The organism is Halorubrum gandharaense, assembly GCF_054654575.1.
On record NZ_BAAIET010000002.1, the window covers coordinates 659363 to 683532 of the forward strand.

General features: G+C 65.3%; 27 protein-coding genes and 1 tRNA gene. 12 read left to right on the top strand and 16 right to left on the bottom strand.

What is annotated here, in order from left to right:
- Positions 1 to 11 precede the first annotated feature (11 nt).
- Positions 12 to 356, bottom strand: a complete 345-nt coding sequence (locus ACYQ07_RS12275; protein ID WP_459882006.1) for a hypothetical protein — start codon at positions 354 to 356, stop codon at positions 12 to 14.
- A complete protein-coding gene (locus ACYQ07_RS12280) occupies positions 356 to 706 on the bottom strand; it encodes a hypothetical protein (RefSeq protein WP_459882008.1) in 351 nt (116 codons plus the stop codon). The genes ACYQ07_RS12275 and ACYQ07_RS12280 overlap by 1 nt, the downstream gene beginning before the upstream one ends.
- Before the next feature lie 506 nt (positions 707 to 1212).
- Between ACYQ07_RS12280 and ACYQ07_RS12285 the strand changes: the two genes are divergently transcribed.
- Together ACYQ07_RS12285 and ACYQ07_RS12290 are read left to right on the top strand one after the other, a co-directional pair.
- Complete coding sequence (locus ACYQ07_RS12285; protein ID WP_459882010.1) at positions 1213 to 1731, top strand: DUF7342 family protein; 519 nt, start codon at positions 1213 to 1215, stop codon at positions 1729 to 1731.
- An 89-nt stretch (positions 1732 to 1820) separates the two neighbouring features.
- A complete protein-coding gene (locus ACYQ07_RS12290) occupies positions 1821 to 2165 on the top strand; it encodes a toxin-antitoxin system TumE family protein (protein ID WP_459883056.1) in 345 nt (114 codons plus the stop codon).
- 204 nt (positions 2166 to 2369) lie between these two features.
- Here ACYQ07_RS12290 and ACYQ07_RS12295 read toward each other — a convergent pair whose 3' ends face one another.
- Both ACYQ07_RS12295 and ACYQ07_RS12300 read right to left on the bottom strand, forming a co-directional pair.
- On the bottom strand, positions 2370 to 3485 hold the full coding sequence (locus ACYQ07_RS12295; protein WP_459882012.1) for a tyrosine-type recombinase/integrase: 1116 nt from the start codon (positions 3483 to 3485) through the stop codon (positions 2370 to 2372).
- Between the two features lie 3 nt (positions 3486 to 3488).
- The gene (locus ACYQ07_RS12300; protein WP_459882014.1) at positions 3489 to 3914 is read right to left on the bottom strand and encodes a hypothetical protein; all 426 of its coding nucleotides are present in this window, start codon (positions 3912 to 3914) and stop codon (positions 3489 to 3491) included.
- A gap of 796 nt (positions 3915 to 4710) precedes the next feature.
- Here ACYQ07_RS12300 and ACYQ07_RS12305 point away from each other — a divergent pair.
- Both ACYQ07_RS12305 and pdxS read left to right on the top strand, forming a co-directional pair.
- Entirely contained in the window at positions 4711 to 5322 is a 612-nt protein-coding gene (locus ACYQ07_RS12305; RefSeq protein WP_459882015.1) for a CAP domain-containing protein, read from the top strand.
- A gap of 176 nt (positions 5323 to 5498) precedes the next feature.
- Complete coding sequence (gene pdxS, locus ACYQ07_RS12310) at positions 5499 to 6407, top strand: pyridoxal 5'-phosphate synthase lyase subunit PdxS (RefSeq protein WP_459882017.1); 909 nt, start codon at positions 5499 to 5501, stop codon at positions 6405 to 6407.
- 128 nt (positions 6408 to 6535) lie between these two features.
- Here the strand turns inward: pdxS and ACYQ07_RS12315 are convergent, their stop codons facing one another.
- The 4 genes from ACYQ07_RS12315 to ACYQ07_RS12330 form a co-directional block, all read right to left on the bottom strand.
- Complete coding sequence (locus ACYQ07_RS12315) at positions 6536 to 7486, bottom strand: hypothetical protein (protein WP_459882019.1); 951 nt, start codon at positions 7484 to 7486, stop codon at positions 6536 to 6538.
- A gap of 38 nt (positions 7487 to 7524) precedes the next feature.
- Complete coding sequence (locus ACYQ07_RS12320) at positions 7525 to 8406, bottom strand: homoserine kinase (protein WP_459882021.1); 882 nt, start codon at positions 8404 to 8406, stop codon at positions 7525 to 7527.
- A gap of 100 nt (positions 8407 to 8506) precedes the next feature.
- The gene (locus ACYQ07_RS12325) at positions 8507 to 8758 is read right to left on the bottom strand and encodes a DUF8006 family protein (RefSeq protein WP_459882023.1); all 252 of its coding nucleotides are present in this window, start codon (positions 8756 to 8758) and stop codon (positions 8507 to 8509) included.
- Positions 8759 to 8952: 194 nt separating this feature from the next.
- A tRNA-Ile gene (locus ACYQ07_RS12330) sits at positions 8953 to 9026 on the bottom strand.
- 222 nt (positions 9027 to 9248) lie between these two features.
- Here ACYQ07_RS12330 and ACYQ07_RS12335 point away from each other — a divergent pair.
- From ACYQ07_RS12335 to ACYQ07_RS12345, 3 genes are all read left to right on the top strand, one after another.
- Positions 9249 to 9932 (top strand): FxsA family protein, encoded by a 684-nt coding sequence (locus tag ACYQ07_RS12335; RefSeq protein ID WP_459882025.1) that lies wholly within the window; start codon positions 9249 to 9251, stop codon positions 9930 to 9932.
- 61 nt (positions 9933 to 9993) lie between these two features.
- Entirely contained in the window at positions 9994 to 10689 is a 696-nt protein-coding gene (locus ACYQ07_RS12340; protein ID WP_459882026.1) for a DUF1405 domain-containing protein, read from the top strand.
- 69 nt (positions 10690 to 10758) lie between these two features.
- Positions 10759 to 11811 (top strand): enolase-like domain-containing protein, encoded by a 1053-nt coding sequence (locus ACYQ07_RS12345; RefSeq protein WP_459882028.1) that lies wholly within the window; start codon positions 10759 to 10761, stop codon positions 11809 to 11811.
- A 639-nt stretch (positions 11812 to 12450) separates the two neighbouring features.
- On the opposite strand, the gene mptA is transcribed toward ACYQ07_RS12345, so the two are convergent.
- Positions 12451 to 13380: a GTP cyclohydrolase MptA gene (gene mptA, locus ACYQ07_RS12350; RefSeq protein ID WP_459882029.1), complete on the bottom strand. Its 930-nt coding sequence runs from the start codon at positions 13378 to 13380 to the stop codon at positions 12451 to 12453.
- Positions 13381 to 13593: 213 nt separating this feature from the next.
- On the opposite strand from mptA, the gene ACYQ07_RS12355 reads away from it, so the two are divergent.
- Both ACYQ07_RS12355 and ACYQ07_RS12360 read left to right on the top strand, forming a co-directional pair.
- Positions 13594 to 13881, top strand: a complete 288-nt coding sequence (locus tag ACYQ07_RS12355; RefSeq protein WP_459882030.1) for a DUF8072 family protein — start codon at positions 13594 to 13596, stop codon at positions 13879 to 13881.
- Position 13882: 1 nt separating this feature from the next.
- A complete protein-coding gene (locus ACYQ07_RS12360) occupies positions 13883 to 14398 on the top strand; it encodes a cupin (protein WP_459882032.1) in 516 nt (171 codons plus the stop codon).
- A 33-nt stretch (positions 14399 to 14431) separates the two neighbouring features.
- On the opposite strand, the gene ACYQ07_RS12365 is transcribed toward ACYQ07_RS12360, so the two are convergent.
- Entirely contained in the window at positions 14432 to 14866 is a 435-nt protein-coding gene (locus ACYQ07_RS12365; protein WP_459882034.1) for a DoxX family protein, read from the bottom strand.
- Positions 14867 to 15035: 169 nt separating this feature from the next.
- Between ACYQ07_RS12365 and ACYQ07_RS12370 the strand changes: the two genes are divergently transcribed.
- The gene (locus tag ACYQ07_RS12370) at positions 15036 to 16532 is read left to right on the top strand and encodes a replication factor C large subunit (protein ID WP_459882036.1); all 1497 of its coding nucleotides are present in this window, start codon (positions 15036 to 15038) and stop codon (positions 16530 to 16532) included.
- 23 nt (positions 16533 to 16555) lie between these two features.
- On the opposite strand, the gene ACYQ07_RS12375 is transcribed toward ACYQ07_RS12370, so the two are convergent.
- Positions 16556 to 17608, bottom strand: a complete 1053-nt coding sequence (locus ACYQ07_RS12375; RefSeq protein ID WP_459882038.1) for a sensor histidine kinase — start codon at positions 17606 to 17608, stop codon at positions 16556 to 16558.
- A gap of 152 nt (positions 17609 to 17760) precedes the next feature.
- Between ACYQ07_RS12375 and ACYQ07_RS12380 the strand changes: the two genes are divergently transcribed.
- Positions 17761 to 18822 carry a zinc-dependent alcohol dehydrogenase family protein gene (locus ACYQ07_RS12380; protein WP_459882040.1) on the top strand — a complete coding sequence of 354 codons (1062 nt, stop codon included), beginning with the start codon at positions 17761 to 17763 and terminating at the stop codon, positions 18820 to 18822.
- Between the two features lie 48 nt (positions 18823 to 18870).
- Here ACYQ07_RS12380 and ACYQ07_RS12385 read toward each other — a convergent pair whose 3' ends face one another.
- The 5 genes from ACYQ07_RS12385 to ACYQ07_RS12405 all read right to left on the bottom strand — a co-directional run bounded on the left by ACYQ07_RS12385 (position 18871) and on the right by ACYQ07_RS12405 (position 23112).
- Positions 18871 to 19794: an amino acid ABC transporter permease gene (locus ACYQ07_RS12385; protein WP_459882042.1), complete on the bottom strand. Its 924-nt coding sequence runs from the start codon at positions 19792 to 19794 to the stop codon at positions 18871 to 18873.
- Positions 19794 to 20561: an amino acid ABC transporter ATP-binding protein gene (locus ACYQ07_RS12390; RefSeq protein ID WP_459882044.1), complete on the bottom strand. Its 768-nt coding sequence runs from the start codon at positions 20559 to 20561 to the stop codon at positions 19794 to 19796. Before ACYQ07_RS12390 ends, ACYQ07_RS12385 begins: the two co-directional genes overlap by 1 nt.
- On the bottom strand, positions 20558 to 21328 hold the full coding sequence (locus ACYQ07_RS12395; RefSeq protein ID WP_459882046.1) for an amino acid ABC transporter permease: 771 nt from the start codon (positions 21326 to 21328) through the stop codon (positions 20558 to 20560). The genes ACYQ07_RS12390 and ACYQ07_RS12395 overlap by 4 nt, the downstream gene beginning before the upstream one ends.
- 5 nt (positions 21329 to 21333) lie before the next feature.
- A complete protein-coding gene (locus ACYQ07_RS12400) occupies positions 21334 to 22128 on the bottom strand; it encodes a basic amino acid ABC transporter substrate-binding protein (protein ID WP_459882048.1) in 795 nt (264 codons plus the stop codon).
- A 90-nt stretch (positions 22129 to 22218) separates the two neighbouring features.
- Positions 22219 to 23112 carry a COX15/CtaA family protein gene (locus tag ACYQ07_RS12405; protein WP_459882050.1) on the bottom strand — a complete coding sequence of 298 codons (894 nt, stop codon included), beginning with the start codon at positions 23110 to 23112 and terminating at the stop codon, positions 22219 to 22221.
- Between the two features lie 447 nt (positions 23113 to 23559).
- Here ACYQ07_RS12405 and ACYQ07_RS12410 point away from each other — a divergent pair, with 447 nt between their 5' ends.
- On the top strand, positions 23560 to 24024 hold the full coding sequence (locus ACYQ07_RS12410) for a hypothetical protein (RefSeq protein WP_459882052.1): 465 nt from the start codon (positions 23560 to 23562) through the stop codon (positions 24022 to 24024).
- The last annotated feature ends 146 nt before the right edge of the window (positions 24025 to 24170 follow it).

Here is a 24170-nt window from a genome sequence, read left to right on the forward strand (position 1 = left end):
TCGGACGTCTATCAGTTAAGTTTCACCACTAACGCGACGACGGCTGCCGCGTACAATCCGAGAAGGGGTGTCGCCACTCGGGCGTACGCTTCGTATTCGTCCGGCGTTCCGCCGGGGATCATGAACCCGAGCAGCAGGAATCCGGCGACCAAGCCGCCAACCACGTATGCAACACCGAGTCCGATTTGCGTTGGCCGCCGGCTGGGCTTGAACAAGTGGATTCCGGCCAAGACGGCGACACTCAGCGGCACGACCAGCAGGAGGCTGAGCTCTTGGAGGCCAAGCCAGCTGACCACGAGAACGCCGAACAGAGCGAGCAGCGTTTCGGGCAGTCTGGGAAGCCACGGGTGTGCCATCACTCTACCACCGATCTTGAGGGGGTAGTCCGTCGGTTCTGAAGAAGATAGCCGCCGGCGATGACCGGCAGCGTGTAGCCCAGCAACATGCCGATCATCACGGGATTCAGATCAGTCACGTTCGCGATGATCCCGGCCGGGGTAACGAGTACGACCGCTACTGCCCACGAGAGGATAGACAGGCCGATCCCCATGGCGGCACCCCATACCCCGAATCGCCCCGACCACTTCCCCGAGGTCGCCCACCGCGTCCAACCGAGCACTCCGGCGAGGAGGACGGTGATCGCGAGACACGCAGCAAGGAAAAATAGCAGGACGAACAGCATCCACAAGCCCTCAACGTTCGTCAAACTGTTCTCCCCACATAGATTGCATTGAATAACTAATCCGGTCGTGATAAGCGTTCTTCAGGAGACAATTACTCGGGTGGATGACGAAGTATTGGTCAGGTGTTTCTGAAGATCTACCTCCTAGCGTCGCTTCAGATGGCGACAATAGACACGTAACATGCAGAACGGACTCGGTGCCGATTATGAGAATCTCGCTCTGACGCGAGACGCATCGGGCGGTAATTTGGTTTTACACCCAGACCTTCGAGGAATATCTGCGTGAGAACGGGTGGGAGGGCAGCAAGAACGAACCGGCTCACGTCCCCGGCTGACCAAAGCGATGCAATAGTTGTTGCGACGACCGCACTAGACTGAATACGGGGATTGACATCACGGCGCATCCACGAGGATGTAGACCGATTCTGCCTGCCGTCGTGAAGTCTCCAGAGGAAGATCGGATGATCCGTTATGAACAGTATATTTTGGCTAGAGAAAGAAATATGTGGTCTATCGCCGTTGGTAGATGTATGACAGACGAAGCCCGCCACGACGGCCCACCTCCGTTCGGGAGACCGTTCGAAGACGAGGACACGAAACAACGCGTCTACGGCGCAGTATTGCACGCTCGGGAGCCGATGACGGCCGCCGAGATCGCCGAGCGGGCGGACTGTTCGGCAGAATCGGCGCGGACGCACCTGTCCTTCTACGCCGACCTCGGCATCGTCATCTGCCACGAAGGGCGTCCTGTCAGGTACGAGCGCAACGACGACTACTTCGAGTGGCGGCGGGTGAACGAATTGGCCAGAGAGAACACCCTTGACGAACTGCAGGCCCGCGTCTCGGAGCTAACCGACAGGATCGAACGGTACCGTGACGAATACGGTGCCGACTCGCCCGCGGGCGTCGATGTTCTTGAGTTCGACGCAGAGGTGGTCGACGACGTCTACGTGGATCTCGGGGAGTGGGCTACCGCTATCGAGGAGCGTCGTCTCCACGAGCGCGCCCGGAGGAAGGTTGCGGGTTCGACGGCCTCGTCGCACAGCTAACGATGGTGCCGGTGGACGATGCCGCGAGTCCCGCGCCGATAGACCGGGCGGTGTTGGAGCGGATGCGTTCCCTGTTCGTCGGACGTCGCATGTTCGCGTCGGCGGAGATTGTCGAAGAGGGGAGACTGCACCTGCGCGTCGAGGTGTCCGGCGAGTACTATCCGGGCGAGACCTCGGCTCGACTTGAGATTCGCTGGTACCGCAACGACGATTTCAACATCCACTATCAAGAGGAGCGTCGGGATGGTGTCTGGAAGTGTCGATGGGATCGGCAGCCGAACTCACACAACTCGCGGGATCACTTCCATCCACCGCCGGACGCCAGCCGGCACAATGCAGAGGACGCTCAGTGGCCTAGCGACCATCGAGATGTCTGCCGCCTCGTTCTCGATCGGCTTGAAGAGCGCATCGAGAAGTTGTGGAATCGGCAGTAGCGAGAACTCGTACTGCTTCGTGGGCACTGTGGAGACTCTACTGCTGTCCGGCTCCCTCCGGTCAACACGCTGGTGCTCAGGCGATCACCATTCCAATACAGTTCTCCGTCGTAGTCACTCGTAGCGCGATGAGAACACGAGATCAGAGATCGGTATCAGCGACGGCAGACAGCGCATACGTCTCATAGCAAATCTCGACATCGGTTACTCGACGTTCCACGCTCGCTGGAACGCTCTCTTTCGAGACTGACGATGGTCGTGAACGTACTTCATCGTCGTTTCCAGTTTGCTGTGGCCGAGTTGCTTTTTCAGGAAGTGGATGTCGACGGAGGTCTCGTTTGCGTGCCACGTTGCTGCGGAGTGCCGGAGACAGTGTCCAGTTATTTTCCAGCGTGGATTTCCGTGGACGTCGTATCCAGTCACCTCTTGAATGTCGGCATTGAATCCTGCCTCTTTGACCTGCCGTGAGATGTAACTCGGGCGCATGAACGGCTTCTGATTCGTCACGAATAGCCGATCACTCTCGTAGGCATACGGACTTGCATTACGGTGGCCTTGGTCGAGCCACTGTTGCAGAAGTGGTTCGATGATCTCCTTCGGATAGTACACCCACCGGTAATCCGCTTGGTCGTCGCCTTTTTTCAGGTTCGGAACCTTCAGCCGTCCTTGCTCACGGTTGAGACCGTTGTCAGGATCGTCAGCAGCGATGACTGTCTCGGAGATCGCTCTCGTCCGGCACGTGGTGTACCAGATCAACTTGAAGAGTAGTTCATTGCGAACGCGCGGGGACGGGATGTTCTCGGGTTGCCAGAGTTTGACCGCTTCCTCTCGCTCGATCCACTTGTAGTCGTCAGCCTCGTCGGTCTCACGGCGGCTCTTCTCCAACTCCCCGGGATCGAGATCGTAGTCGTTGATGCTCCGGTTCTTAGTGAGGTTCTCCTCGAGTGGCCCCTCGTCTTTCGCCCAGCGGTAGAACCGTTGGCAGGCTGCGAACCGATTAGATCGCGAGTTCCGTGACCACGGCGTGTTCACGAGCCACTTCAGATAATCGGCGATGTCCGACTCATCGACCTCGACCGGATTTTTGACGTCACGCTCGGTGTCCAGCCACGCCACCAGCGGCTTTACGCCTCGATAGTATCGCTCCGCCGAATCTTCGGACTTCTTCGCCGCGACGTCGACGGCGAACTGACGGAGTGTGTTAGCTGCCGGATGTGGTTCGATCTCCTCCTCACTTTTCGTGGATTCGGCTTCGGTGACGATCTCGTAATCCCGAACTTCGTCTACCGACGGCCCCGGGATGGAAAGGTCAAACTTCATCGGTCACTCCGCTATCCGGTACACCCGCTTGTCCTTCTCTTCTTGCGGGCGTGCATACGTTGCTTCGACCGTCGCCGAGTCGCGGTCGAGTCGCTCGATGGCTTCCTTGATGTTGAGCGGTTTGTAGCCTTCCCCTTGGAGTAATTTCACGAGATGAGACGTACTTCCAGTTTTACGAATTATTTCTTTGAGATCGTCATCCTTGTTCGGTGATGTCGACAGGATTGACTCACGATCGCTTACTTCCGGAATGAGGTCGTGGATCCGCGCCGTGATCTCCGTGTAGTTCGACCCGTCGTCACGCACGAGGAAGTACGTCTCGTCAAGTCTGTCTTCGACGGTATCGAGCTTGTTGGCAAGCGTCTCGAACCGCTCGTGGACGCGGTCGAGTTCGACCTCACCAACGGCTTCGTCGGACTCGTTGTCCATCAGTTGGTGCTCAACACTGGTGACCATCAGGTGGGTCAAGCTCCGCCATTCCGGATCGTCGTCCGCAGCTCGCTTCCACCGTTGCTTCCGTTGTTTGGATACGCGTATCTGGATGTAGCTGCTTTCGGGCATCTCCTCAGCAGGAAGCTGGGCTCCGAGCACTTAGAACTATTGGATATTTGAAACCTCAAGAGTTATATGGGGTTGATAGGGTCAATTAGGGGCTAAATGCCTATTTTTGATATATCAGATAGTATGTGTTTACGGGCGAGTGGGTGCGTGATGGGATGGCTACCGCCCAAGCTGCTACTCAAATTCGGGAGATGGTCGTCGTAGTCCACCGGCTACAACGACGTGCCGTCGCGCTTCTCCAGCAGGAACCATCACGATAACGACACAGGGGTATTAAGTGAAACCGTTCGAGAGTGGATCGCAAGACGGCGTCGGGATGGGTGTGAAAACCGTCCTAATAGTGTCATAACGAGACACCTTGAAGCGCCAGATGTTCGGTAACGAGTAGTCGGCCGCACGGTCGGCGGGACCGTTCCGTCTCCCGCCATCTTCTTTCACACTCCGTAGCCGGTGGCTCGCAGGCGCGCGATGCGCACGCCGGCCACGTGGTGACGCGTAATCGGCGCGAGGCCGGATTCCCCGTCGCAGATACTGTTGTCGTGTCCGCGACGTTTGCCCGCTGGTGCTATCGAGTTCGGTTCCTCGATGGATCACACGCCTAGGCTATTATCGAACAAGATAATTTGAGCCTGGCGTATAACCCCTGTTCTCCGAAACGGCGAGTATGGGAGGTCGACTCGTCCCCGCCGTGCTTGCCTGCTGCTATCTTGTCGCTGTCGCGGTAGCGGCCAGCGTGGGGGCTGTCGGCGGGGGGAACGTCACGGATGCCACGCCCTCCGGACCTGAATCCGTGTCGGCGGCCGATCCCGTCGCATACGAGCGGTTCAACGCTGCCACGGCCGAATCCGAGATCGCCACTCTCGTGAACGACGTGCGAACGAGAGACGGCCTGTCGGCGCTCGACGGCGCGTCGGCACTCGACGGCCTCACTCGATCACACAGCGTGGACATGGCCACACGTGGCTACATGGCCCATGAAACGCCCGATGGACAGGACCTCACCGACCGCGCTCGTAACGCGGGAGTGTCCAGTTCGTGTAACTCCGTCGGCGAAAATGTCGGGCGCGTCTATCTCGACAGGCCGTTCAGGGCGGCGGGCGAGACGTACGACACCGACGACGAGGCCGAGATTGCGGCGGCGCTCGTCGCCGCATGGCTGGAGTCGCCGGACCATCGCGAGAACCTGTTATCCGAAAAGTGGTCGGAGCAGTCTGTCGGCATCTCAGTCGACGCTGAAGGCGCCGTCTACGCCACTCATCATTTCTGTGAACGGTAGCGACGAGAGTGCCCTCGATGGCGTCGGCGGTACGGCCGTGTTCCCCCTCCAACGGCTCGAATCCCGTCGAACGGTCGTCATGCCGGTCCGTGTTTCGCCGGCGTCCGCTTGCTACCGCACCTGTCCGCGGGTCCTGAAAGCAACCCGTTAAGTGGCCGCCGGCCGAACCCGAGCGTATGCCAGAGGCCACGGATCTGGAGGAGCTGAAGCGAGGGACGGAGCTGGTGAAACGCGGCTTCGCCCGGATGCAGAAGGGGGGCGTCATCATGGATGTCGTCACTCGCGAGCAGGCCCGGATCGCCGAGGACGCCGGCGCCGTCGCCGTGATGGCGCTGGAGGCGGTCCCGGCGGACATCCGCAAGCGCGGCGGCGTCGCTCGCATGCCCGACCCCACGAACGTCACGGAGATCATCGACGAGGTCTCCATCCCGGTGATGGGGAAGTCCCGCATCGGCCACACCAAGGAGGCCGAGGTGCTGGAGGCGCTCGGCGTCGACATGATCGACGAGTCGGAGGTGCTGACGCCCGCCGACGACGAGTACCACATCGACAAACGCGGATTCACCTCCCCGTTCGTCTGTGGTGCCCGCAACCTCCCCGAGGCGCTCCGGCGCATCAACGAGGGCGCCGCGATGATCCGCACGAAGGGCGAGGCCGGCACGGGCGACGTGAATCAGGCCGTCGACCACCAGCGGACGATGAAACACCAGATCCGGGAGATCTCCGGGCTCACCCACGAGGAGCGCGAGAAGTGGGCGCGCGAGCACGGCGCCCCCCGCGACCTCGTTCACGAGACCGCGGAGGCCGGCCGCCTTCCGGTGGTAAACTTCGCCGCCGGCGGCATCGCGACGCCGGCGGACGCCGCGCTGATGATGCACCACGGCGTCGACGGCATCTTCGTCGGCTCCGGCATCTTCGGCGCGGAGGACCCCGTCGAGATGGGCGAGGCGATCGTCGAGGCCGTCAACAACTGGGACGACCCCGAGGCGCTCGCCGACATCGCCACGGGCATCGGCAAGGGGATGAAGGGCCAGTCGAAGGACTCGATCCCCGAGGAGGAGCGGCTCGAAGGCCGCGGCGTCTAACGCGGTATCGACCGTTCTCCGCTTGCGACCCCGATTCCTCCGCTCCTGATCTGCGTTTTCTCCGCTCGCCGTGTTCCGGCTTTCATCCTCCGGCTTCCAGCCACCGGCTTTCGTCCTCCGGTCACCACCTACGCGCGAATCGCCGGCGGCTCTCCGCTATTCCCGTCTCCGTCCACGACCGTCTCGACGACTGCACAGTCACCCACGACGGTCGACCCCGACAGCTCACCCTCGCCGCGTGCCACGTGATTCTCGACGGGCGGAAGCGGGACACGCCCCGGCCGGTCGAACGCGTACGCGTGACGGTCGTGGAGCTCCCCATCGGCGAATCGGCGTTCCAGCGCCGCCGCATCCGCCCCGGCGGGACCCTCGCCGTTACCTAGCGGGCGACCGACGACGAACCCTTCCCCGGCTAGCGGTTCGTGGAGGGCAGCGACGGCCTCATCTCCGCCACGTTCACTTTCTGTCGGGGGGTTCTCGGTGCCGCCCTCACCGCCCGTGGCGATGTCGACGGTGTGTCGAATGCCTGATTCCGTGCCGAGCTCGTCGACCGTTACGAGAAGCTCGCCGTCCGTGAACGCGACCGCTCTATCGGCCGCTTCGTCGACGTAGCAGTCGAGGCCGGCGTGCTCACCGACGCCGTCGTAGCTGCCGAACAGCAGTTGGAGCCGGATCGTGACGGCGTCGAACGTTCCCGTCAGCGAGAGGTAGCGGTCGCCGGCGGCGTACGCGAGCACTTCCTCGGCATCGATGCCGAACTCGTCGACCTGCTCGCTGACGGCCGACTCGACCGCCACGAGGATTTCCTCGCGCGCGGCGTCGTTCTCCGGGTCGGCGCCACTGTGGGAATCACCGCTCCCGCGGAGCGCATGGAGGTCGATGAACGCGAACGTCCCGTCGTCGGTCGCCGGGTCGAGCAGGTCCTCGGTCGTGGGGGACTCGGTGGTAGCCGGGCCGGTGGTTGACGCCTCGGTCGTCGCGGGCGACGATCCTGTATCCGCCGCTCCCGTGGTCGCGGACAGCGAGAGAGTAGCGAGTACGGTACCGGTCGTCGTGAGCGCGCGCCGTCGTGTGTGCATGGACGGGCCGGGTTGGCTCCGTCATCCTACTTAAGGAGTCACTCGTCGAGGACGATGGCGCCCTCGCCGATCCGCGTCTGATACGCCCGCGCGTCGATGCCGGCGTCCGCGAAGGCGTCGAGCATCGCACTGGCGACCGGCCGGCGTTCTCCCCCGTGGCAGGCGGCGACCACCGACGGCCCCGCGCCGCTGACGGTGACGCCGGTGGCACCGGCCTCGAACGCGGCGTCGTGGACGGCGTCGTAGCCGGTAATGAGCCGCGCGCGCTCCGGCGTGACGACCGGGTCCGACATCCCCGCTCCCACGAGGTCGGGGTCCGACCGGCACATGCCGACCGACAGCGTGGCGGCGTTGCCGACCGTCGCCACCAGGTCCTCCATCGACGCCGTCTCCGGCACCACCCGCCGGGCGTCCCGCGTCGAGAGCGCCACGTCGGGCAGACAGACGACGAGGGGAATGTCCGCGCTCACTGCGCGCGTCCCGTCCGCAGTCGTCACCGTGAAGCCGCCCAGCAGCGCGGGCGCGACGTTGTCCGAGTGCGCGACCCCCGAGACGACGGCCTCACCCTCCGCCGCGACCGACACTAGCTCCGAGCGAGTGAGCCCCCGGTCGTACAGCCGGTTGAGCGCGACGGCCGCGCCCGCCGCGCTCGCCGCCGAGGAGCCGAGTCCCGAGGAGGGCCGCACTCCCTTGTCGATGTGGATGCGCGCGGGCGCGTCGAGCTCCTCGACGACCGCGCCGACCGTGTTCTTCTCCGGGTCCTCGGGGATGTACTGGGCGCCGGCGCCCGTCACCTCGATCGTCGTCTCCTCGGCCCGCTCGACGGTGATAACGTCAGCCGGGCGGGACAGCGCCACCCCGAACACGTCGAAGCCGCTGCCGAGGTTCGCACTGGTGGCGGGTGCCCGTACCGTGATCATAGCGGTGGGAGGATGCGGGGACGCAAAAAACAGCGGGTTCGGGTGACGACGTCGGCGGCGACCGTGACCGCAGCAGTCGCCGCCGGCGACGACCGCGCGCTTAGCTGTCCGCCGTCGTCCACAGCAGCGGGCCGACGACCGCGAGGCCGACGCCCGCGAGGATGAACGGCGCCGGCATCGTCGTGAACGGCGCCATCAGGAAGATCGCGCCGAAGCCCATGACGACCGTCGCGAGCACCTTTTGGGATTTCAGGGGCAGCACACCGAGTATCGACGCGACGAAGGCGAGCAGCAGGATGTGCCCGAGGTGGTAATCGAGCAGGATGCTGTCGACGAGCTGCAACGGGAGCATTCTTGTTCGGAGTTGGGAGGGATTCGCGCATTAAAGTTCCGTTTCCCGTGACGGAGGCGGACGCCGCGCTCGTCGGGCGCTCGAGGTGCAAAACGACACGAGCCGTCGGCTCGCGAGTTAGAGAATACCGAAATTGGGTGGCTGGGGAGTTCCCGGCCCCAATTTCCCCCGGCCCGGAACGGGCGGGGAGTCAGTGGGCCAACACGGATTTGAACCGTGGACCTCCCGGTTATCAGCCGAGCGCTCAACCTGACTGAGCTATTGGCCCAGGTGAGCGCATTCAGTCGTAGCGTGGGTAAGAGTTTAAGAGTTTCCTTTCGGTCGCGCCGCCGCCGTCGGTCGGTTTTCGATGTGTGAACGTGGGCCTCGGCGTCCACTCGTCGCCGCGCGCGGCGAGCACTGCGGTCGCCTCGGTGTCCGCCGCGCCGCTGTCCCGGTTCCGACGCGCCGCGACGAAAAGGGCTATGGGCGCCCGGCCGGAAAGGCGAGTATGCGCCCGCGAACGCTGCTCGCGTTGCTCCTCGTCGTCCCCTTCCTCGACGCGCTGTTTCTCGTCTACGTCGCGACCCAGCTCGGCGGCCCGGTGACCGTCGCACTCGTCGTGCTCACGGCGATCCTCGGGATGCTGCTGTTGCGCGCCGAGGGCCGGGCGACGCTCGCCCGCGTCCAGCGAAAGCTCGCACGGGGAGAACCGCCGACGGACGAACTGCTCGACGGCGGCTTCCTCATCGCCGCCGGCGCGTTCCTGCTCACGCCCGGGCTGCTCACGGACCTGATCGGGTTCCTGTTCGCGTTCCCGATCACGCGCGTCCCGATCCGGATGGCCGTCAAGAAGTGGATCGTCATCCCCTACATCGAGAAGGAGACGGGCGGCTTCGCGACCGGCAACGTGTACATCGGCGGGTTCCCAAGCGGCGACTTCGAGGACTTCGACGCGGACGACTTCCAGAACGGCGGCTTCGGCCCCGGCGCGAACGCCGGCTTCGGGGACGGCCCGGATCCGGATGACGCCGGCGGTCCCGTCAGCGGGAGCTCGGCGGCGGGCTCGTCGACTACCGCCGGCGGCACGGAGGACGTGGATGACGTGGTCGACGTGGAGTTCTCGGTGGAGGACGACGCCGACGGGGCCGACGCGGACGACGACGGCGGTCGCACGGGAGCCGGCGACCGGTAAGGTCCGCCTCCGACCACCTCCGACCGCCACCGCTTTTTAGCGAGCCGTCTGACAACCGGGTATGAGCCGTCTCACCGCGCTGAGTCGGGAGCCGCCCGAGCGCGAGTCGCTGTCGCGCTGGGTCGCACCGCTCCCGAAGATGCTTGAAGACGTCGCCTACCGGTTCGTCTGGGTGATCGTCGCGGTGAACCTGCTGGGAACCGCGTTCGGCTTCTGGTACTACCGGTTCCAGTTCGGCCGGGTGCCGCCGGAAATGTGGATCTTCGTCCCGGATAGCCCGCTGGCGACGCTGTTTATCGCGCTTGCGCTGGCGTCGTGGGCCGTCGGCCGGTCCAGCGACACCCTCGCCGCGCTCGCCTTCTTCGGCAACATCAAACTCGGGCTGTGGACCCCGTACGTGCTCGTCGCGTTCGCGCCGGGCTTTCTCGAGAACACGGCGACGTGGATGTACGCCTTCCTGTTCGTCAGCCATCTGGGGATGGCGCTGCAGGCGTTCGTGCTCCACCGCATGACCGACTTCCCGCTGAAGGCGGTGGCGATCGCGACCGTCTGGTACACCGTCGACCTGCTGATGGACTACTTCGTCCCGCTCATGGGCGACGTCACCCACACCCCGCTGCCGTACGCCGGCGCGGAGCCGTGGTTCACCACGTCGGTGCTGCAGGTGGCGGCCGCCGGCGCCGTCACGCTCACGATCATCCCGCTGTTTCTCGCGTTAGCGACGCGCGTGGAGACGCTTCGAGCCCGCGCCGAGTGAGGCGGAAAGCCCGCGCCGGAGTGTCCTCTCGTCGTCCGCGTTTAAGACCCCGGAGCACCTCCGGATGGTATGAGCCTCTACGACGCGTTCGCGGACCGGACATTCACCGTCGAGTCGGTGGAGCGGCGTCGCCACCTCGCGGACACGACGAGCGGCTTCGAGCGCGCGACGACGGAGATCCGCCTCGGCGGGGAGGGCGTCGTCGGTCGCGGCGAGGACGTCACCTACGAGACGGACGACCACTACGCGTTCGCGGATCAGGACCTCGACGAGTTCGACCTGGAAGGTGAGTGGACGATCGCGGCGTTCTCCGACCACCTCGACGATCTCGACCTGTTCGCGACCAAGGAGCCCGAGCAGGCCGCCTCGCGCAACTACCGGCAGTGGGCGTTCGAGAGCGCGGCGCTCGACCTCTCGCTGCGACAGGCGGGCGAGTCGCTCGGCGAGGCGCTCGGCGTCGAGCCCTCGCCGCTCCGGTTCGTCGTCTCGACTCGGCTTGGGGACCCGCCGAGCGCCGACCGGGTGAAGTCGCTGTTGGAGACGGAGCCGGACCTGGAGTTCAAACTCGACCCCACACCCGACTGGCCCGACGACCTGTTCGTCACGCTGCGAGAGACGGGTGCGGTGCGTGTGGTCGACCTCAAAGGCTGGTACGAGGGGACGGACGTGGACGTACCGGCCGACGCCGAGCTCTATCGGGACGTGCTCGCGGCGTTCCCGTCGGCGGTCGTCGAGGACGCGGCGTTCACGCCGACCACGCGCCCGCTGCTGGAGCCGCAGGCCGACCGGCTGGCGTTCGACTATCCGATCTCCTCGGTCGAGACCCTCGAAGATCTCCCGGTCGAGCCCGGCTGGTGTAACGTGAAACCCTCGCGGTTCGGCTCGCTGGAGGCGCTGTGTGATACGGTCGACTACTGTCGGGAGCACGGGATCGACATGTACGCCGGCGGCCAGTTCGAGCTCGGCCCGGGTCGACGGCAGGTGCAAGCGCTCGCCGCGCTGTGGTTCCCGGACGCACCCAACGATATCGCGCCCGGCGTGTTCAACGACCCGAAGGAGAGCCCGCCGTATCCGGACAGCCCGCTGCGACCGAGCCGCGAAGTCGTCGGGTTCGACTTCTGATCCGGCGATGCCGCCGATTCCCTCCGAGTAGACAAACCCGAACGCTACTCCGCTCCATACGGAACTCGTGATGAGTGATTTCGGGAGTGGGTATTTCAATCGGCGTCATCGGTGAGTGCTTATAAACGGTGATGGGTGAATTCCGCTGATCCCTTATAAACCCGGACTGCGGTCGGCGCGCGCGAGGAACGCGCGCGAGGGAGGCGGCGGGCCGCCGCGGAGCGGTCCCGCGGCGGCCCGCCCGCCGAGGCTGGGGAGGGCTGAGGTGCGGTTGCGGTGCTGTGCGGGGCGGGGTGGGACTCAAAGGGGCAGCCGGCTCCGGGAAGACGGACGACGCAAGCACCGCAGCGGGCGGTGCCGAGAGCGAGGAGCGCAGCGAGTCCCTCGACCGGAGCCGGCTGGGGCTTTGGAGGTGTCCGTCACCAGCGTAGCACCTGCAACTCACCGACCCTACACTCCTTATAAACCATCCACATCACCACCACCAACCCGCTTATAAACACCACACCCACTCACGTAATAGACGTACTCCCGACATCGCTCAAAAGCAGTCTCCACGGACCGGTTGGTTCGTACCACTTTGTGTCCGCACAAAATCAACTAACGACGGTCCTCCGCTCTTTATAAAAGCTGACCGACTCAGTCGACGTGCAGCTCGTCGCGGAGGTCGCCGAGCGCAACCTCGCGTTCGGCGTGGGCGTTGTGCTGGTGGATCGACTCGTCGTTCGACTGTTTCAGGGTGACGACGGCGTCGTCATCGAGGTGATCGAACTCCTTGACGGCGCCCTCGGCGAGCGCGCGCACGCAGTCCTCGACGAACTTCGCGTCCGCGTGGGCCTGGTAGGTCATGTGGTCCTCGTCGGGCCGTTTCGCCATGTTGTAGATCCGCGCGCTCATCGAGTCGCGCGCAATGTCGATGATGTCGCCGAGGTCGACCGGCGGACGCCCGTCGGTCGTCACGGTGAGCGTGGCGTGGCCGCGCTGGGAGTGGCCGGGCTGGGGGACGGCGTCGAGGAACTCCTCGGTCGTCTCCTCGTCGACGCCGAGCTCGTGGAGCTTGTCGCGGGCGCGGGACTCGGACATCCCCTGCGAGCAGGGGCACACCGTCATGCCCGTCACCTCGGCGCCGATCTCGGCGCGCGTCTTCTCGTCGGTGGCGACCGCGCTCGCGATGATCTCCGCCGTGTTCTGGGTTTCGAGATCGGACGCCGGCGTCCGCTCGCGGGTGACCAGATCGGCGGACATCCGGACCTCGGCGGTGGAGGTGTAGTCGTGTTTCTCCAGCAGGCGCTCGGCGGCGTCGACGCAGACGTCCTCGACGCGGTACGCCTCCTCGCGGGTGATCTCCTCTAAGATCTCGTCGACGGTCGCGAGGTTCCGCGACATGTCGATCCCCTTCCGGCCGCTCGGAAGGTCGACGAACACCTCGAACTCCGCCATCAGGACGATGGGGCGTTTGTCCTCCCGGGCGAGCTTCACGAGTTTCTCCACGCCGGTGACGCCGACCTGCGAGAGCCCGACGGCGACGTCGGGTGCGGACGCCTGCACGTCCGGCAGTTGGTGACTCATTAACCGGTCTAGGGCGACAGCGGGATTAGTGCTTACGATAGGGGGCATGCGACCCGATGGGGACGGGTTATAAACGACGTGCGATGACGGCGTCCCCGGGGGTGCGGTCGAGCACGCCGGCGGGCTCGCCGTTTTTAAACCCCCCGTCACGCCCCAGCCCCACCGCGAACGGGCTCGACGCCTTTTAAATGCCGGCGCGTCTCACGTCCGAACATGGCCGATCTCCATCCCGTCGCCAAGCGGATCCACAACATCCAGCCGCGTCCCGTCCGGCTCGAACTCGACACCGGCGAGACCGGCGTCTACGAGTTCTCCTCGACGGAGTTCTTTCAACAGGAGTTCCAGGGGGAGGGCCGGCGGACCGACGCCGATACGGACGCGGAGTTCCGGCTGATCAGCTCCGAGGATTACGAGCAAATCCTGCTCGGACGCTCCGGCCCCGACGAGTCGGGCTGGACGATGGTCGGTGAGGTCGTCGCCGCCGAGCGCGTGGAGGAGTAGGATGGACCACGCAGCCTTCGACGACGTTCCGAACGACGCGTACGACGACCTGCACGCTGACCGACGGGTGCTGACCGAGACGCTCTCTGCGGACGGCCTCGCGCTGGCGCGCTACGAGCTGGCTCCCGGTGACCGCCTTAGTGGGGCCGTCCACACCCATCTTGAGCAGGAGGAGGTGTTCGTCGTGCTGACGGGCGCGGTGACGTTCGAGGTCGGTCGGGATGCGGACAGTGCGGAGTCGGTGACGGTCACCGCGGACGAAGCCGTCCGATTCGCGCCCGGCGAGTTCCAGTCGGGGTTCGTGTCGGTGGACGCCGACGAGCACGCCGTCGTCCTCGCGCTCGGCGCTCCCCGCGAATCCGGGGAGACGCGCGTCTCACGGATCCCCGTTTTCGACCACGACGTTTCCTGTCCCGACTGCGGGCGCGGGGACCTCCGGTTCGCTCGGGAGGACGACGAGACCGACGACGACCTCGTCTGTCCGGACTGCGGCGGGTCGACGACGCCCGACCAGTAAGCGGGTGTCCGCGGGCCTGTAGGTCCCTCCGCCTCAGTCTCCACCCCACGCCCTCGCGAGAAACGCTACCGCGCCGCCGAGCATCGCGGCGTTGCCGAAGAAGGCGAGCCGCTCGCCGGACCGGTCGTCGGGGTCGGCGTTCCAGAAATCGTGCATCGTCAGCGTCACCACGGTGAGGAAGGTGACGGCAGCGCCGGTGGCGATCCGCGGGAGCTTCCAGAGCGCGATCCCGAGCCCGGAGACGACCATCATCCCGGAAGCGGTCGGCGCCGCGACCTCCGGCGCGGGCACGCCGGCGGATTCGGCGTACTCGACCGTGTCCTCCATGTCGCGGAAGTCCTCGCTGGCCTGCGCGGCGAGGCCGATCCCCAGTAGCACTCGCCCGAGCGTCACACCAAGTGTCATCTCGGAGGGTCCGCCAGTCTCGTCGTCGGCCGATTCCCCATCGTCCGTGAAGATTGTGACCATACAACATGTTCGGCCGGCGGGCACATAATCGTCACCCTGGGAGGAGCCGTGGCTGGGGATGGGGAGGGAACAGGGAGGGAACGGAGAGGGACGGCGGTCACCCCGGAGGCTCGTGACCGCCGGCGTCCCGTCCGCAACCACTAAACGCGACACACGCGAATCCCCGTCAATGGCCGATTGGACGGAGAAGTACCGCCCGAGTACGCTCTCGGAGGTTCGCGGCAACGACAAGGCGCGCGACGCGTTCGAGGAGTGGGCGCGCACCTGGGACCAGCACCACGAGGCGGTGATCCTCCACGGGAGTCCGGGCATCGGGAAGACGAGCGCGGCCCACGCGCTCGCGAGCGACATGGAGTGGGAGACGGTGGAGCTGAACGCCTCCGACCAGCGCACGGCGGACGTGATCGAGCGCTTCGCGGGCCGCGCGGCGAAAAACGCCACGCTCGGCGGCTCCGCGGCGGGCGGCGGCGCGGCCGGCGGCGACACCGCCTCGCGCCAGCTCGTCATCCTCGACGAGGCGGACAACATCCACGGCAACTACGACCGCGGCGGCGCCTCCGCGATCACCAAGCTCGTGAAGGAGTCGGGCCAGCCCATCGTGCTGATCGCCAACCAGTTCTACGACATCTCGCGCGGACTCCGCAAGGCCTGTCAGGACATCGAGTTCCGCGACGTGTCGGCGCGCTCCATCGTCCCCGTCCTCCGGGACATCTGCCGGAAGGAGGACGTGGAGTTCGAGTCCGACGCGCTCCAGGAGATCGCCGAGCGGAATCGCGGCGACCTCCGTGGGGCGATCAACGACCTGCAGGCGGCCGCGGAGGGACGCGACCGGGTCACCGTCGACGACGTGGTCACTGCGGACCGCGACAAGGCGATGGGGATCTTCCCGTTTCTCGACGCCGTGCTCAAAGAGGAGTCCGCCGAGGAGGCGCTCCAGTCGGCGTACGCCGTCGACGAGACGCCGGACGACCTCACGAAGTGGATCGAGGACAACATGCTCGGCGTGCTCGACCCGATGGAGGCCACGCGAGCCTACGACTTCCTCGCGAACGCCGACGTGTGGCTCGGGCGCGTCCGCGCCACACAGAACTACTCCTACTGGCGCTACGCGACGGATAACGCGGCGGCGGGCGTCGCCGCCTCACGCGACGGGACGAAGGGCGGCTGGACCCGATACGGCCGGCCCCAATTCTGGCGCAACACCAGTGACACCGCCGACGAGGTGGTTTTGAAGATCGCGGAACGAAGCGGATGCAGCATGGGGACCGCCCGCCGTGAGGTGTTGCCGTTCCTTCAGGCGATGACCCACCACTGTAAACCGCGGGAGTTGACCGTGGCGATGGCAGCCGCCTACGACCTTGAGGAGGCCGCCGTCTCCTTCGTCACCGGCTCCGGCGAGTCGACGAACAAGGTCGCGTCCATCGTGGAGGACGCCGCCGCGCTCCGCGAGGAGCGGATGGAGGCGCACGCCGAAGGCGCCTTCGCCGGCGGCACCGGGCGGACGCTTGCGGAGGACACTGCGGCAGACAGTACGGCAGACAGCGAGGGCGAGGGAATGACAGCCGCGGCCGCCTCGGCCGATCAGGGCGAGGCCGGCGGCGACCCCGATGACGGGGACTCAGCCGACGAGGATGACGGACAGGCGGGGCTCAGCGATTTCGTCTAACCGGACTCCGCCGGAGGCGCATCTCAATCGCCGCCGTCGGTGGCGCTTCGTTCCGGCGCGGCGTCATCCCCATCGCGGTCGACGGGGACGCTCGGCTCCCGGCCACGGCGGTCGACGCCGGTGAAGTCGAAGCGGGCGCCGCCGTCAGTCTCCGCCAACGTCACCTCCCAGCCATGTGCCTTAGTGATCCGCTCGACGATGGCGAGTCCGAACCCGGTCCCATCGTGGTCAGTTGAGAATCCCGGGTCGAAAACCTCGTCACGGTGCTCCGACGGGACTCCCGGCCCGTCGTCGGCGACGTAGAACCCGTCCGGGAGCGTGCCGATGCTGAGGGTGACATCGTCGCCGGCGTGCTCGATCGCGTTGCGTACCAGATTCTCGAACACCTGCTGGAGTCGGCCGCGGTCACAGTCAACGATCCCGAGATCGCTCTCGACGACGAGATCGGCATTGGCGTCGTCGACGGTTCGCCATGCGCTTTCCGCGACCGACCGGAGCGGCGCCTCGCTGGTCTCCTCGACCGTGCGACCCTCCCGGGCGAGTGCAAGCAGGTCGCTGATCAGCGCGTCCATCCGGTCGAGCGCCCCGCCGACGCGTTCGAGGCGCTCGTCGGCGGCGTCGCCGTCGAGCTCGCGGGCGAGTTCGAGATTCCCGACGGCCACGGAGAGGGGGTTTCGGAGGTCGTGTGAGACGACGCTCGCGAACTCCTCCAGCCGCTCTCGCTGGGTTTCGAGTTCTTCGCGGCGGGCACCGCTGTGAGGGGTGGGCAACAGATAGCCGACGACGTCGCCGTTCTCCCACCGGCCACACTCGTGGACGTACACCGGGTCGGATCGGCTCGGGACAGTGATACGGTAGATCACGTCGACGGCGACGCGATCAGCCCCTGTGTCGTCGTCGAGCGCCTCCACCAAGCGCGGTCTATCATCGGGATGAACTGCGTCGGTGTACGACTCGGAATCGACGGCGGAGGCCGGGATTCTCGTGTCCTTCCCGCCCTCGATCTCGAACCGTTCCGGGGACCCGTTCGGTCTCCGATAGACAACTCCTAGCCGACCGTCGGACACCCCGGTCATTGATCCAACATGGAAAATGCGTGCCAATAAACCTTGCCAAACCAACACTTCCCGACACCAGGTGCCGCAACAGCCACCGTTGGGTGGCAGTTGACGTGCGTGGGCTCGCCGGCATCGACGCGTTGATGTGGCGTCCGGACTCGGAGTTCAGCATGCGAGCCGCCATCCTCCGCGAGTACGGCGAGCCGCTCGTCGTCCGCGAGCTGCCGGATCCGACACCCGACCCGGACGGGGCGGTCGTCCGCGTCGACGCCTGCGGCGTCTGTCGTAGCGACTGGCACGCCTGGAAGGGCCACGGCGAGTGGGCCGACGACCGCGTTCCTCGCGGGCAGGTGCTCGGCCACGAGCCTGCCGGCGAGGTGGTTGCCGTCGGTGACTCCGTCGACCGCTTCGAGCCCGGCGACCCGGTGGTCGTCCCGTTCTCGATGGGTGACGGCGTCTGTCACCACTGCCGAACCGGCCACGGCAACGTCTGTGCCGACGGCCGGGCGCTCGGTTTCCAGCCGGAAGCGCCCGGCGCCTTCGCGGAGGCAGTCGCCGTGCCGGCGGCCGACCACAACCTCGTCGCCCGCCCGGACTGGCTCTCGGCACACGACGCCGCCGCGCTCGGCTGCCGCTACATGACCGCCTATCACGCGCTCGCGGAGCGAGCGGGCCTCGGTGGGGGTGAGACGCTGGCCGTCCACGGCTGTGGCGGCGTCGGCCTCTCGGCGGTCCAGCTCGCGAGCGCGCTCGGCGCGCGGGTCGTCGCCATCGATGTGGACGACGACACGCTCGCCCGCGCGGAGACGCTGGGTGCGGACCGCCTGATAAACGCCCGCGAGGCCGACGACGTCGTCGAGGCGGTTCGGACGTGGAGCGACGGCGGCGTCGACGTCTCGATGGACGCGCTCGGCGTCGCGGAAACCTGCCGCAACTCCGTGCGCTGTGTCCGTCCCCGGGGCAGCCACGTACAGGTCGGGCTCACCACGGATGCCGAGCGCGGCGAGGTGGCGCTACCCACCGACTGGATGACCCGCTGGGAGGTGTCGTTTCTCGGCGCCCGCGGCATGCCGCCGACCTCCTACGACGACCTCTTTGCCGTCGTGGAGGCGACGGGCGTCGACCCCGGCGCGCTCGTCACCCGGGAGCTGTCGCTGGAGGACGTGTCGGAACGACTGGCCGCGATGGACGACTACGACGCCACCGGCGTCGAGGTCGTCACGGAGTTCTGAACGGGGTGGGCGGACGATCCCCGGCCCACCTCACCGCCCCCGTCCACCTCACCGCTCGCGTTCGGCGCCGATTCCGGGAACCGCGACGGCCTCCTCGACGCGCGCCATCAGCTTCGAGGCCGTGAGCACCAACGCGAGGTACGCCAACCCGGTGACGGCGAAGATGACCGTGTAGCGGAAGGTGTTCGAGGCGATCTCGAACGCCCGGTAGTAGAGCTCGGGGACGGTGATGAACGCCGCCAGCGAGGAGTACTTGATCAGGTAGACGAACTCGTTGGTCCACGAGGGGATCGCGTAGCGGAGCCCCTGCGGGAGCACGACGTAGTAGATCGTCTCCACCGTCGAGAGCCCGATTGAGCGACCGGCAAGCAGTTGACCGTCGTCGACGCTCTCGATGGAGCCGCGGATATACTCCGCCTGATAGGCCGCCCCGTTGAGGATGAAGCCGACGATGGCGACCCAGACGACGTTCCGGGGGAACACGCCCGAGAGGAATCCCGGGACGTACTGGCCGAGGTTGAGCCCGAAGTGGAGCACGAACAGCTGTGCGAGCAGCGGCGTGCCTCGAAGTAGCTCCGTATATGCGAGCGAGAGGTAGGCGGTGTAGTGGCCGTACACCCGGGCGACCGCCAGCGGCACGGCGATGAAGAACCCGACGAACAGGCTGACGGCGGTGATCACGACCGTCAGCCACATCCCGCGGGCGATCTCCGGCGAGATCCGCACCGCGAACGCGAGGTCGTTGGCGTGGGCCGCGAGGACGGGGACGCTCGCGAGCGCGGCCTCAACGCCCGCCGGAGAGACGAACGGGTCGCCGACGGGAACGATTGGGCCGCCGAGCCACCGGTTCACCCAGCTGAGCAGGAGCCAGCCCCAGAAGAGCGCGCCGGCGCCGACGACGGCGATCTTCGCTGTTGACGGCAGCTCGGCGTCGAGTCCCGTGCCCGCCGTCGCGTCGGTTCGTCCCACCATCAGTCGTGGGCGATGCGGTCGAGGAAGCGACCCGTTCGCTCGGCGGTCGGGTTCTCGAACAGCTGTTCCGGCGGGCCGACCTCGACGACGCGTCCGTCGTCGAGGAACACGATGCGGTCGGCAACCTCTCGCGCGAAGCTCATCTCGTGGGTGACGACGAGCATCGACATCCCCGCCTCGACCAGATCGAACATCACCTCCAACACCTCGCCGATCAGCTCGGGGTCCAGCGCGCTCGTCGGCTCGTCGAACAGCATCAGCTTCGGCTCCATCGCGAGCGCCCGAGCGATGCCGACACGCTGTTGTTGACCGCCGGAGAGCTCCGCCGGGTAGGAGTCGAGCTGGTCGCCGAGCCCGACGCGCTCCAGTTGGGCTCGTGCGCGCTCGCGAGCTTCCTCCTTCGGAAGTCCGAGCACCCGCTGTGGCCCGAGCGCGACGTTGCCAAGCGCCGGGAGGTGTGCAAACAGGTTGAACCCCTGAAACACCATGCCGACCTCACGGCGGAGCTCGTCGACGTCGACGCCGGGCGCCGTGACCTCCTCGCCGTCGAGGTGAATGGCCCCCTCCTGGATCTCCGCGAGCCGGTTGACACACCGGAGCATCGTCGACTTGCCGGAGCCCGACGGCCCGATGAGGACGGTGACATCGCCGCGCTCCATCTCGAAGGAAACGTCGTGGAGCACCTGCTCGTCACCGTACCACTTCGAGACGTGCTCGACGCTCAGGAAGGGGCGGTCGCCGGCGGTCGCGTCGTTCGGCTCACTCACGCCGACTCACCGCCGGGAATGGCGTAGTAGTCGCCGAGATAGTCGAGCGCGCGGTTCGTCGTGAACGTGAGGACGAAGTAGATGGCACTGATGAACAGGATGACTTCAAGCACCGCGGTCGTTCGCTCCACGAACAGGTTGTGGCTTCGCGTCAGCAGCTCAGCCAGGCCGATCGCGAAGACGATACTCGTGTCCTTCAACACGATGGTGAACTCGTTTTGGAACCCCGGAATCGACCGTCTGAGAGCCTGCGGAACTACCACGTGGCGCACCGAGTCGAACCGGGACATGCCGAGCGCGCGCGCGGCCTCCAGCTGTCCGTCGTCGACGCTGCCGAGCGTCGACCGGAAGATCTGTGACTGGTAGGCGGCGCTGCGCAGCCCCAGTCCGAGGATCCCGGAGGCGACGGCGCCCGAGATGGTGTAAAAGCCCAGGTGTATCGACGGCACGCCGAGGATGAAGTACATGAACACGAGGATCACCACGATGGGCGTCCCGCGGAGCACGACCCCGACGACCTGCACGATCCGCTTGAGCGCCCCGTCGCCGTACACCTCGACGGCGCCCGCCGGGAAGCCGACCGCGAACCCGAGCAGGATGGAGGCGATGGTGAGCGCGATGGTGAGCGCGGCGCCGCCCGCCAGATAGTCGACGTTCCGACAGACGAACAGCCAGTCGGCGGACAGGATCGGCGACGCCGGGTCACAGACTGCGGTCTCGACGAACAGGGGGGCGAGCGAGCCGACGGTCAGCGCGCCGAGGCCCATTCAGCTTACTCCTGGCCGAACCAGCGCTCGGTGATGTCGGCGTAGGTGCCGTCGTCGCGCACGGCGGCGAGCCCGTCGTTGAGCGCGGCCTGCAGCTCCTCGTCCTCCTGACGGATGCCGAAGCCGAACTCCTCGCCGGTTTCCTCGATGAACGCGATCTCCACGTCCCGCTGTGCGGCGAACGTCTCGGCAACGGGGAGGTCGATGACGACGGCGTCGATGTTGTCGTTTTCGAGGTCCTCGACGGCGAAGACGTAGTTCCCGTACGAGGAGTAGTCGTCGTCGTCGATGATGCCGGGGTCGATGAGGTTCTCCTGGACCTGGTCGGAGCCGGTCGTCCCGGACTGTGCGCCCACGCGCCGGCCCTCGAAGTCGTCCCACGAGTCGGGCTGGAAGTCGCCGCCCTCGCGCACGAGCACGGCCTGGTCGGACTCCCAGTAGGGGTCCGAGAAGGAGATCGTCTCCTGACGCTCGGCGGAGATCGTCATCGCCGCCGCGATGGTGTCGATGCGGTCGTTGGTGAGCGCCGGGATGAGCGAGTCGAACTCGAACTCCTCCCACTCGCCGATCTCGTAGTCGGTCTCCGCGACGACGGCCTCCAGCAGGTCGATGTCGAAGCCGACGAGCTCGCCGTCCTCCATCATCTCGAACGGCGGGAAGCCGGGCGCGGTGCCCGGGGTGATAACGTCGTCGTCGCCGCCCAGACAGCCGGCGGTCGCGGCGAGTCCGGCGACGGCGGATCCGCCGGTCATCTGCAGGTAGGTTCTACGGCTCACGTCGGTGTCGAAGCGGCGTGTCATACAGCGTCAGTGGACGACCAGCGGTTTCAAGGTTTCTTCACGCCGCGACGGCGGAGGGCTCCCGAATCGGAAGGTCGACGCCCTGGCCGGTCACCCGCCGCGCGCGGCGGCGACACCCGTGGACTCCGCCGACTCCGCGTCGCGGGCGATCCACGCCGCGGCGCCCGCGAGGACTATGGACCCAACGAGCGCCAGCCGGTTCGCCGTCTCCCAGCCGCTCGTGTACAACACCAGGTCGCGTCCGAGCAACAGCGTGACCACCAGCAGCGCCATCGCGCCGCCGGCGAGCACGCCCGTCGAGCGCGCCTCTCCCGGCGACAGCCCGATCCGGTCTGTCGCCTCCGCGGCGGTGACGACGACGGCGAGGAGTCCCAAGTGGGCGGCAAGCCCCGCAACGTAGAAGCCGGCCTGCGCGCCCGGCGAGTAGTTCACGAACGGGACTGCCCGCGAGAAGACGGCGCTGGCGAGGAGGCCGACGAGCGCGACGGCGAGCCCGATCCGGAGCAGTCGCGGCGATCCCGGTCGGGGGCCGCCCCACATCGTCGCCAGCCCGAGCAGGGTGAAGATGACGAGCGCGACGATGAGGTGGGCGGCGTGGGTCGTCACCGTGTAGCCGCCGGGCACCAGCCCACCGATCGTGACCGTGATCGCGCCGACGGTGATCTGGACGGGGAGCACGACGACCGCAAGCGTCGCGGCGAGCCGCGTCCGACGGTCGAGGCCGCCGAGCCAGCTCCACGCCGCGACGCCGATGATGAGGAAGCCGGTGACCATCGCCCACACGCGGTGGAACCACTCGATGAAGTCCGGGTTGATCGTCAGCGCCGGGATCAGCTGGTCGGAACACAACGGCCACTGTGCCTCACAGGCCAATCCGGAGCCGGTCGCCGCGGTGTAGACGCCGAGGGTGAACAGCGTCAGCGTCATCGCGGTCGTCGCCGCCGCGTACCGCCGGAACGTCAGCCACGCTGGCCGAAGACTCATTGGCGGAACTCGGGCGTCGGCGTACTTAGACCGTTCGCTGCGTCCTGCCGGCTGGGAACGTTGGAGATGCCGGCGCTCGTCCGTCGGCGTTTGCCACTCGGCCGCCGACCGCGCCCGTCGGCTTTTAACCCGCCGGCCGCCACCACTCACCCATGCAGACGCACATCGTGCTGGTCGAGTTTGACTACGACTTTTATTGAAGAGGTAGGTGAACCTCCAAGCTCAAAGTTTGGACTGACACAAGAAAGTTATAGTTTGCTCACAATATAAAAGCAGAACAGCACAAATGGCGGACAAATATTATTCTATCGGGTGGAGTCATACTTGTTTCACTCTTGATTTTTCTTGTTCAAATCTTGCCGATCCTATTGTCCATGTGAATCATTCCCTGTGTGCTAAAACGCCGGTGGGATATCTTGATGCACTTGGCTCAATGTAGCAAATAGCATGAGCAAACCAGAATGGTCAAAAATACTTGATTATTTATATACTAGCCAAGAAACTGTAGACTATCATAGGCATGAGTTGGAAACTATGGGCATATCAAGAGATTTGAGTATTGATGGTAATGATCTTCGAAACGAATTGGATAATATGGTAGAAATGGGAATTATTGACAAGTCAGATCTGTATAAAAATACTGCAAGTTTTGTGTCAGATAACTCAGACATGACTAGGTATACTCTTTCACAGAAAGGATTTGACGTTGCTCATGAGAGACAACAGAAGATTAGAAGTGAGAAAACAAATAAATCAATAAGGAACTTGACAGTTATTCTGGCGATAGCAGCTTTGATTCAAGCCATATCAACCGTGGCTACGGTGGAAATGCCAGAGGTTCTTGTAGTTATTGGTGGTTCAATGGTGTTTCTCATAATAGGTTTGATTGGTTTAGAACGTAGCTGGTTCTAGAATCTGAATATTATAATCCTAGCTAGGGTGCCTCACAGAGTCTAGATGATCTTCTTCAAGAAGAAATTGAGTAAGATCCTCATTCACTATTTGCCGTCGCTAAGCTCTTCACCATTCTATTATTCTCTGAAGCTGCTAATCTACCG

Excerpts from the sequence above, each read along its gene's own strand:
- ACYQ07_RS12380 (WP_459882040.1), top strand. The coding sequence starts at position 17,761 with ATGCGAGCCGCCATCCTCCGCGAGTACGGCGAGCCGCTCGTCGTCCGC.
- ACYQ07_RS12335 (WP_459882025.1), top strand. The coding sequence starts at position 9,249 with ATGCGCCCGCGAACGCTGCTCGCGTTGCTCCTCGTCGTCCCCTTCCTC.
- ACYQ07_RS12360 (WP_459882032.1), top strand. The coding sequence starts at position 13,883 with ATGGACCACGCAGCCTTCGACGACGTTCCGAACGACGCGTACGACGAC.
- ACYQ07_RS12290 (WP_459883056.1), top strand. The coding sequence starts at position 1,821 with ATGTTCGCGTCGGCGGAGATTGTCGAAGAGGGGAGACTGCACCTGCGC.
- ACYQ07_RS12345 (WP_459882028.1), top strand. The coding sequence starts at position 10,759 with ATGAGCCTCTACGACGCGTTCGCGGACCGGACATTCACCGTCGAGTCG.
- ACYQ07_RS12405 (WP_459882050.1), bottom strand. The coding sequence starts at position 23,112 with ATGAGTCTTCGGCCAGCGTGGCTGACGTTCCGGCGGTACGCGGCGGCG.
- ACYQ07_RS12340 (WP_459882026.1), top strand. The coding sequence starts at position 9,994 with ATGAGCCGTCTCACCGCGCTGAGTCGGGAGCCGCCCGAGCGCGAGTCG.
- ACYQ07_RS12300 (WP_459882014.1), bottom strand. The coding sequence starts at position 3,914 with ATGGACAACGAGTCCGACGAAGCCGTTGGTGAGGTCGAACTCGACCGC.
- mptA (WP_459882029.1), bottom strand. The coding sequence starts at position 13,380 with ATGAGTCACCAACTGCCGGACGTGCAGGCGTCCGCACCCGACGTCGCC.
- ACYQ07_RS12285 (WP_459882010.1), top strand. The coding sequence starts at position 1,213 with ATGACAGACGAAGCCCGCCACGACGGCCCACCTCCGTTCGGGAGACCG.
- ACYQ07_RS12275 (WP_459882006.1), bottom strand. The coding sequence starts at position 356 with ATGGCACACCCGTGGCTTCCCAGACTGCCCGAAACGCTGCTCGCTCTG.
- pdxS (WP_459882017.1), top strand. The coding sequence starts at position 5,499 with ATGCCAGAGGCCACGGATCTGGAGGAGCTGAAGCGAGGGACGGAGCTG.
- ACYQ07_RS12400 (WP_459882048.1), bottom strand. The coding sequence starts at position 22,128 with ATGACACGCCGCTTCGACACCGACGTGAGCCGTAGAACCTACCTGCAG.
- ACYQ07_RS12325 (WP_459882023.1), bottom strand. The coding sequence starts at position 8,758 with ATGCTCCCGTTGCAGCTCGTCGACAGCATCCTGCTCGATTACCACCTC.
- ACYQ07_RS12365 (WP_459882034.1), bottom strand. The coding sequence starts at position 14,866 with ATGGTCACAATCTTCACGGACGATGGGGAATCGGCCGACGACGAGACT.
- ACYQ07_RS12370 (WP_459882036.1), top strand. The coding sequence starts at position 15,036 with ATGGCCGATTGGACGGAGAAGTACCGCCCGAGTACGCTCTCGGAGGTT.
- ACYQ07_RS12375 (WP_459882038.1), bottom strand. The coding sequence starts at position 17,608 with ATGACCGGGGTGTCCGACGGTCGGCTAGGAGTTGTCTATCGGAGACCG.
- ACYQ07_RS12305 (WP_459882015.1), top strand. The coding sequence starts at position 4,711 with ATGGGAGGTCGACTCGTCCCCGCCGTGCTTGCCTGCTGCTATCTTGTC.
- ACYQ07_RS12315 (WP_459882019.1), bottom strand. The coding sequence starts at position 7,486 with ATGCACACACGACGGCGCGCGCTCACGACGACCGGTACCGTACTCGCT.
- ACYQ07_RS12320 (WP_459882021.1), bottom strand. The coding sequence starts at position 8,406 with ATGATCACGGTACGGGCACCCGCCACCAGTGCGAACCTCGGCAGCGGC.
- ACYQ07_RS12410 (WP_459882052.1), top strand. The coding sequence starts at position 23,560 with ATGAGCAAACCAGAATGGTCAAAAATACTTGATTATTTATATACTAGC.
- ACYQ07_RS12385 (WP_459882042.1), bottom strand. The coding sequence starts at position 19,794 with ATGGTGGGACGAACCGACGCGACGGCGGGCACGGGACTCGACGCCGAG.
- ACYQ07_RS12395 (WP_459882046.1), bottom strand. The coding sequence starts at position 21,328 with ATGGGCCTCGGCGCGCTGACCGTCGGCTCGCTCGCCCCCCTGTTCGTC.
- ACYQ07_RS12355 (WP_459882030.1), top strand. The coding sequence starts at position 13,594 with ATGGCCGATCTCCATCCCGTCGCCAAGCGGATCCACAACATCCAGCCG.
- ACYQ07_RS12295 (WP_459882012.1), bottom strand. The coding sequence starts at position 3,485 with ATGAAGTTTGACCTTTCCATCCCGGGGCCGTCGGTAGACGAAGTTCGG.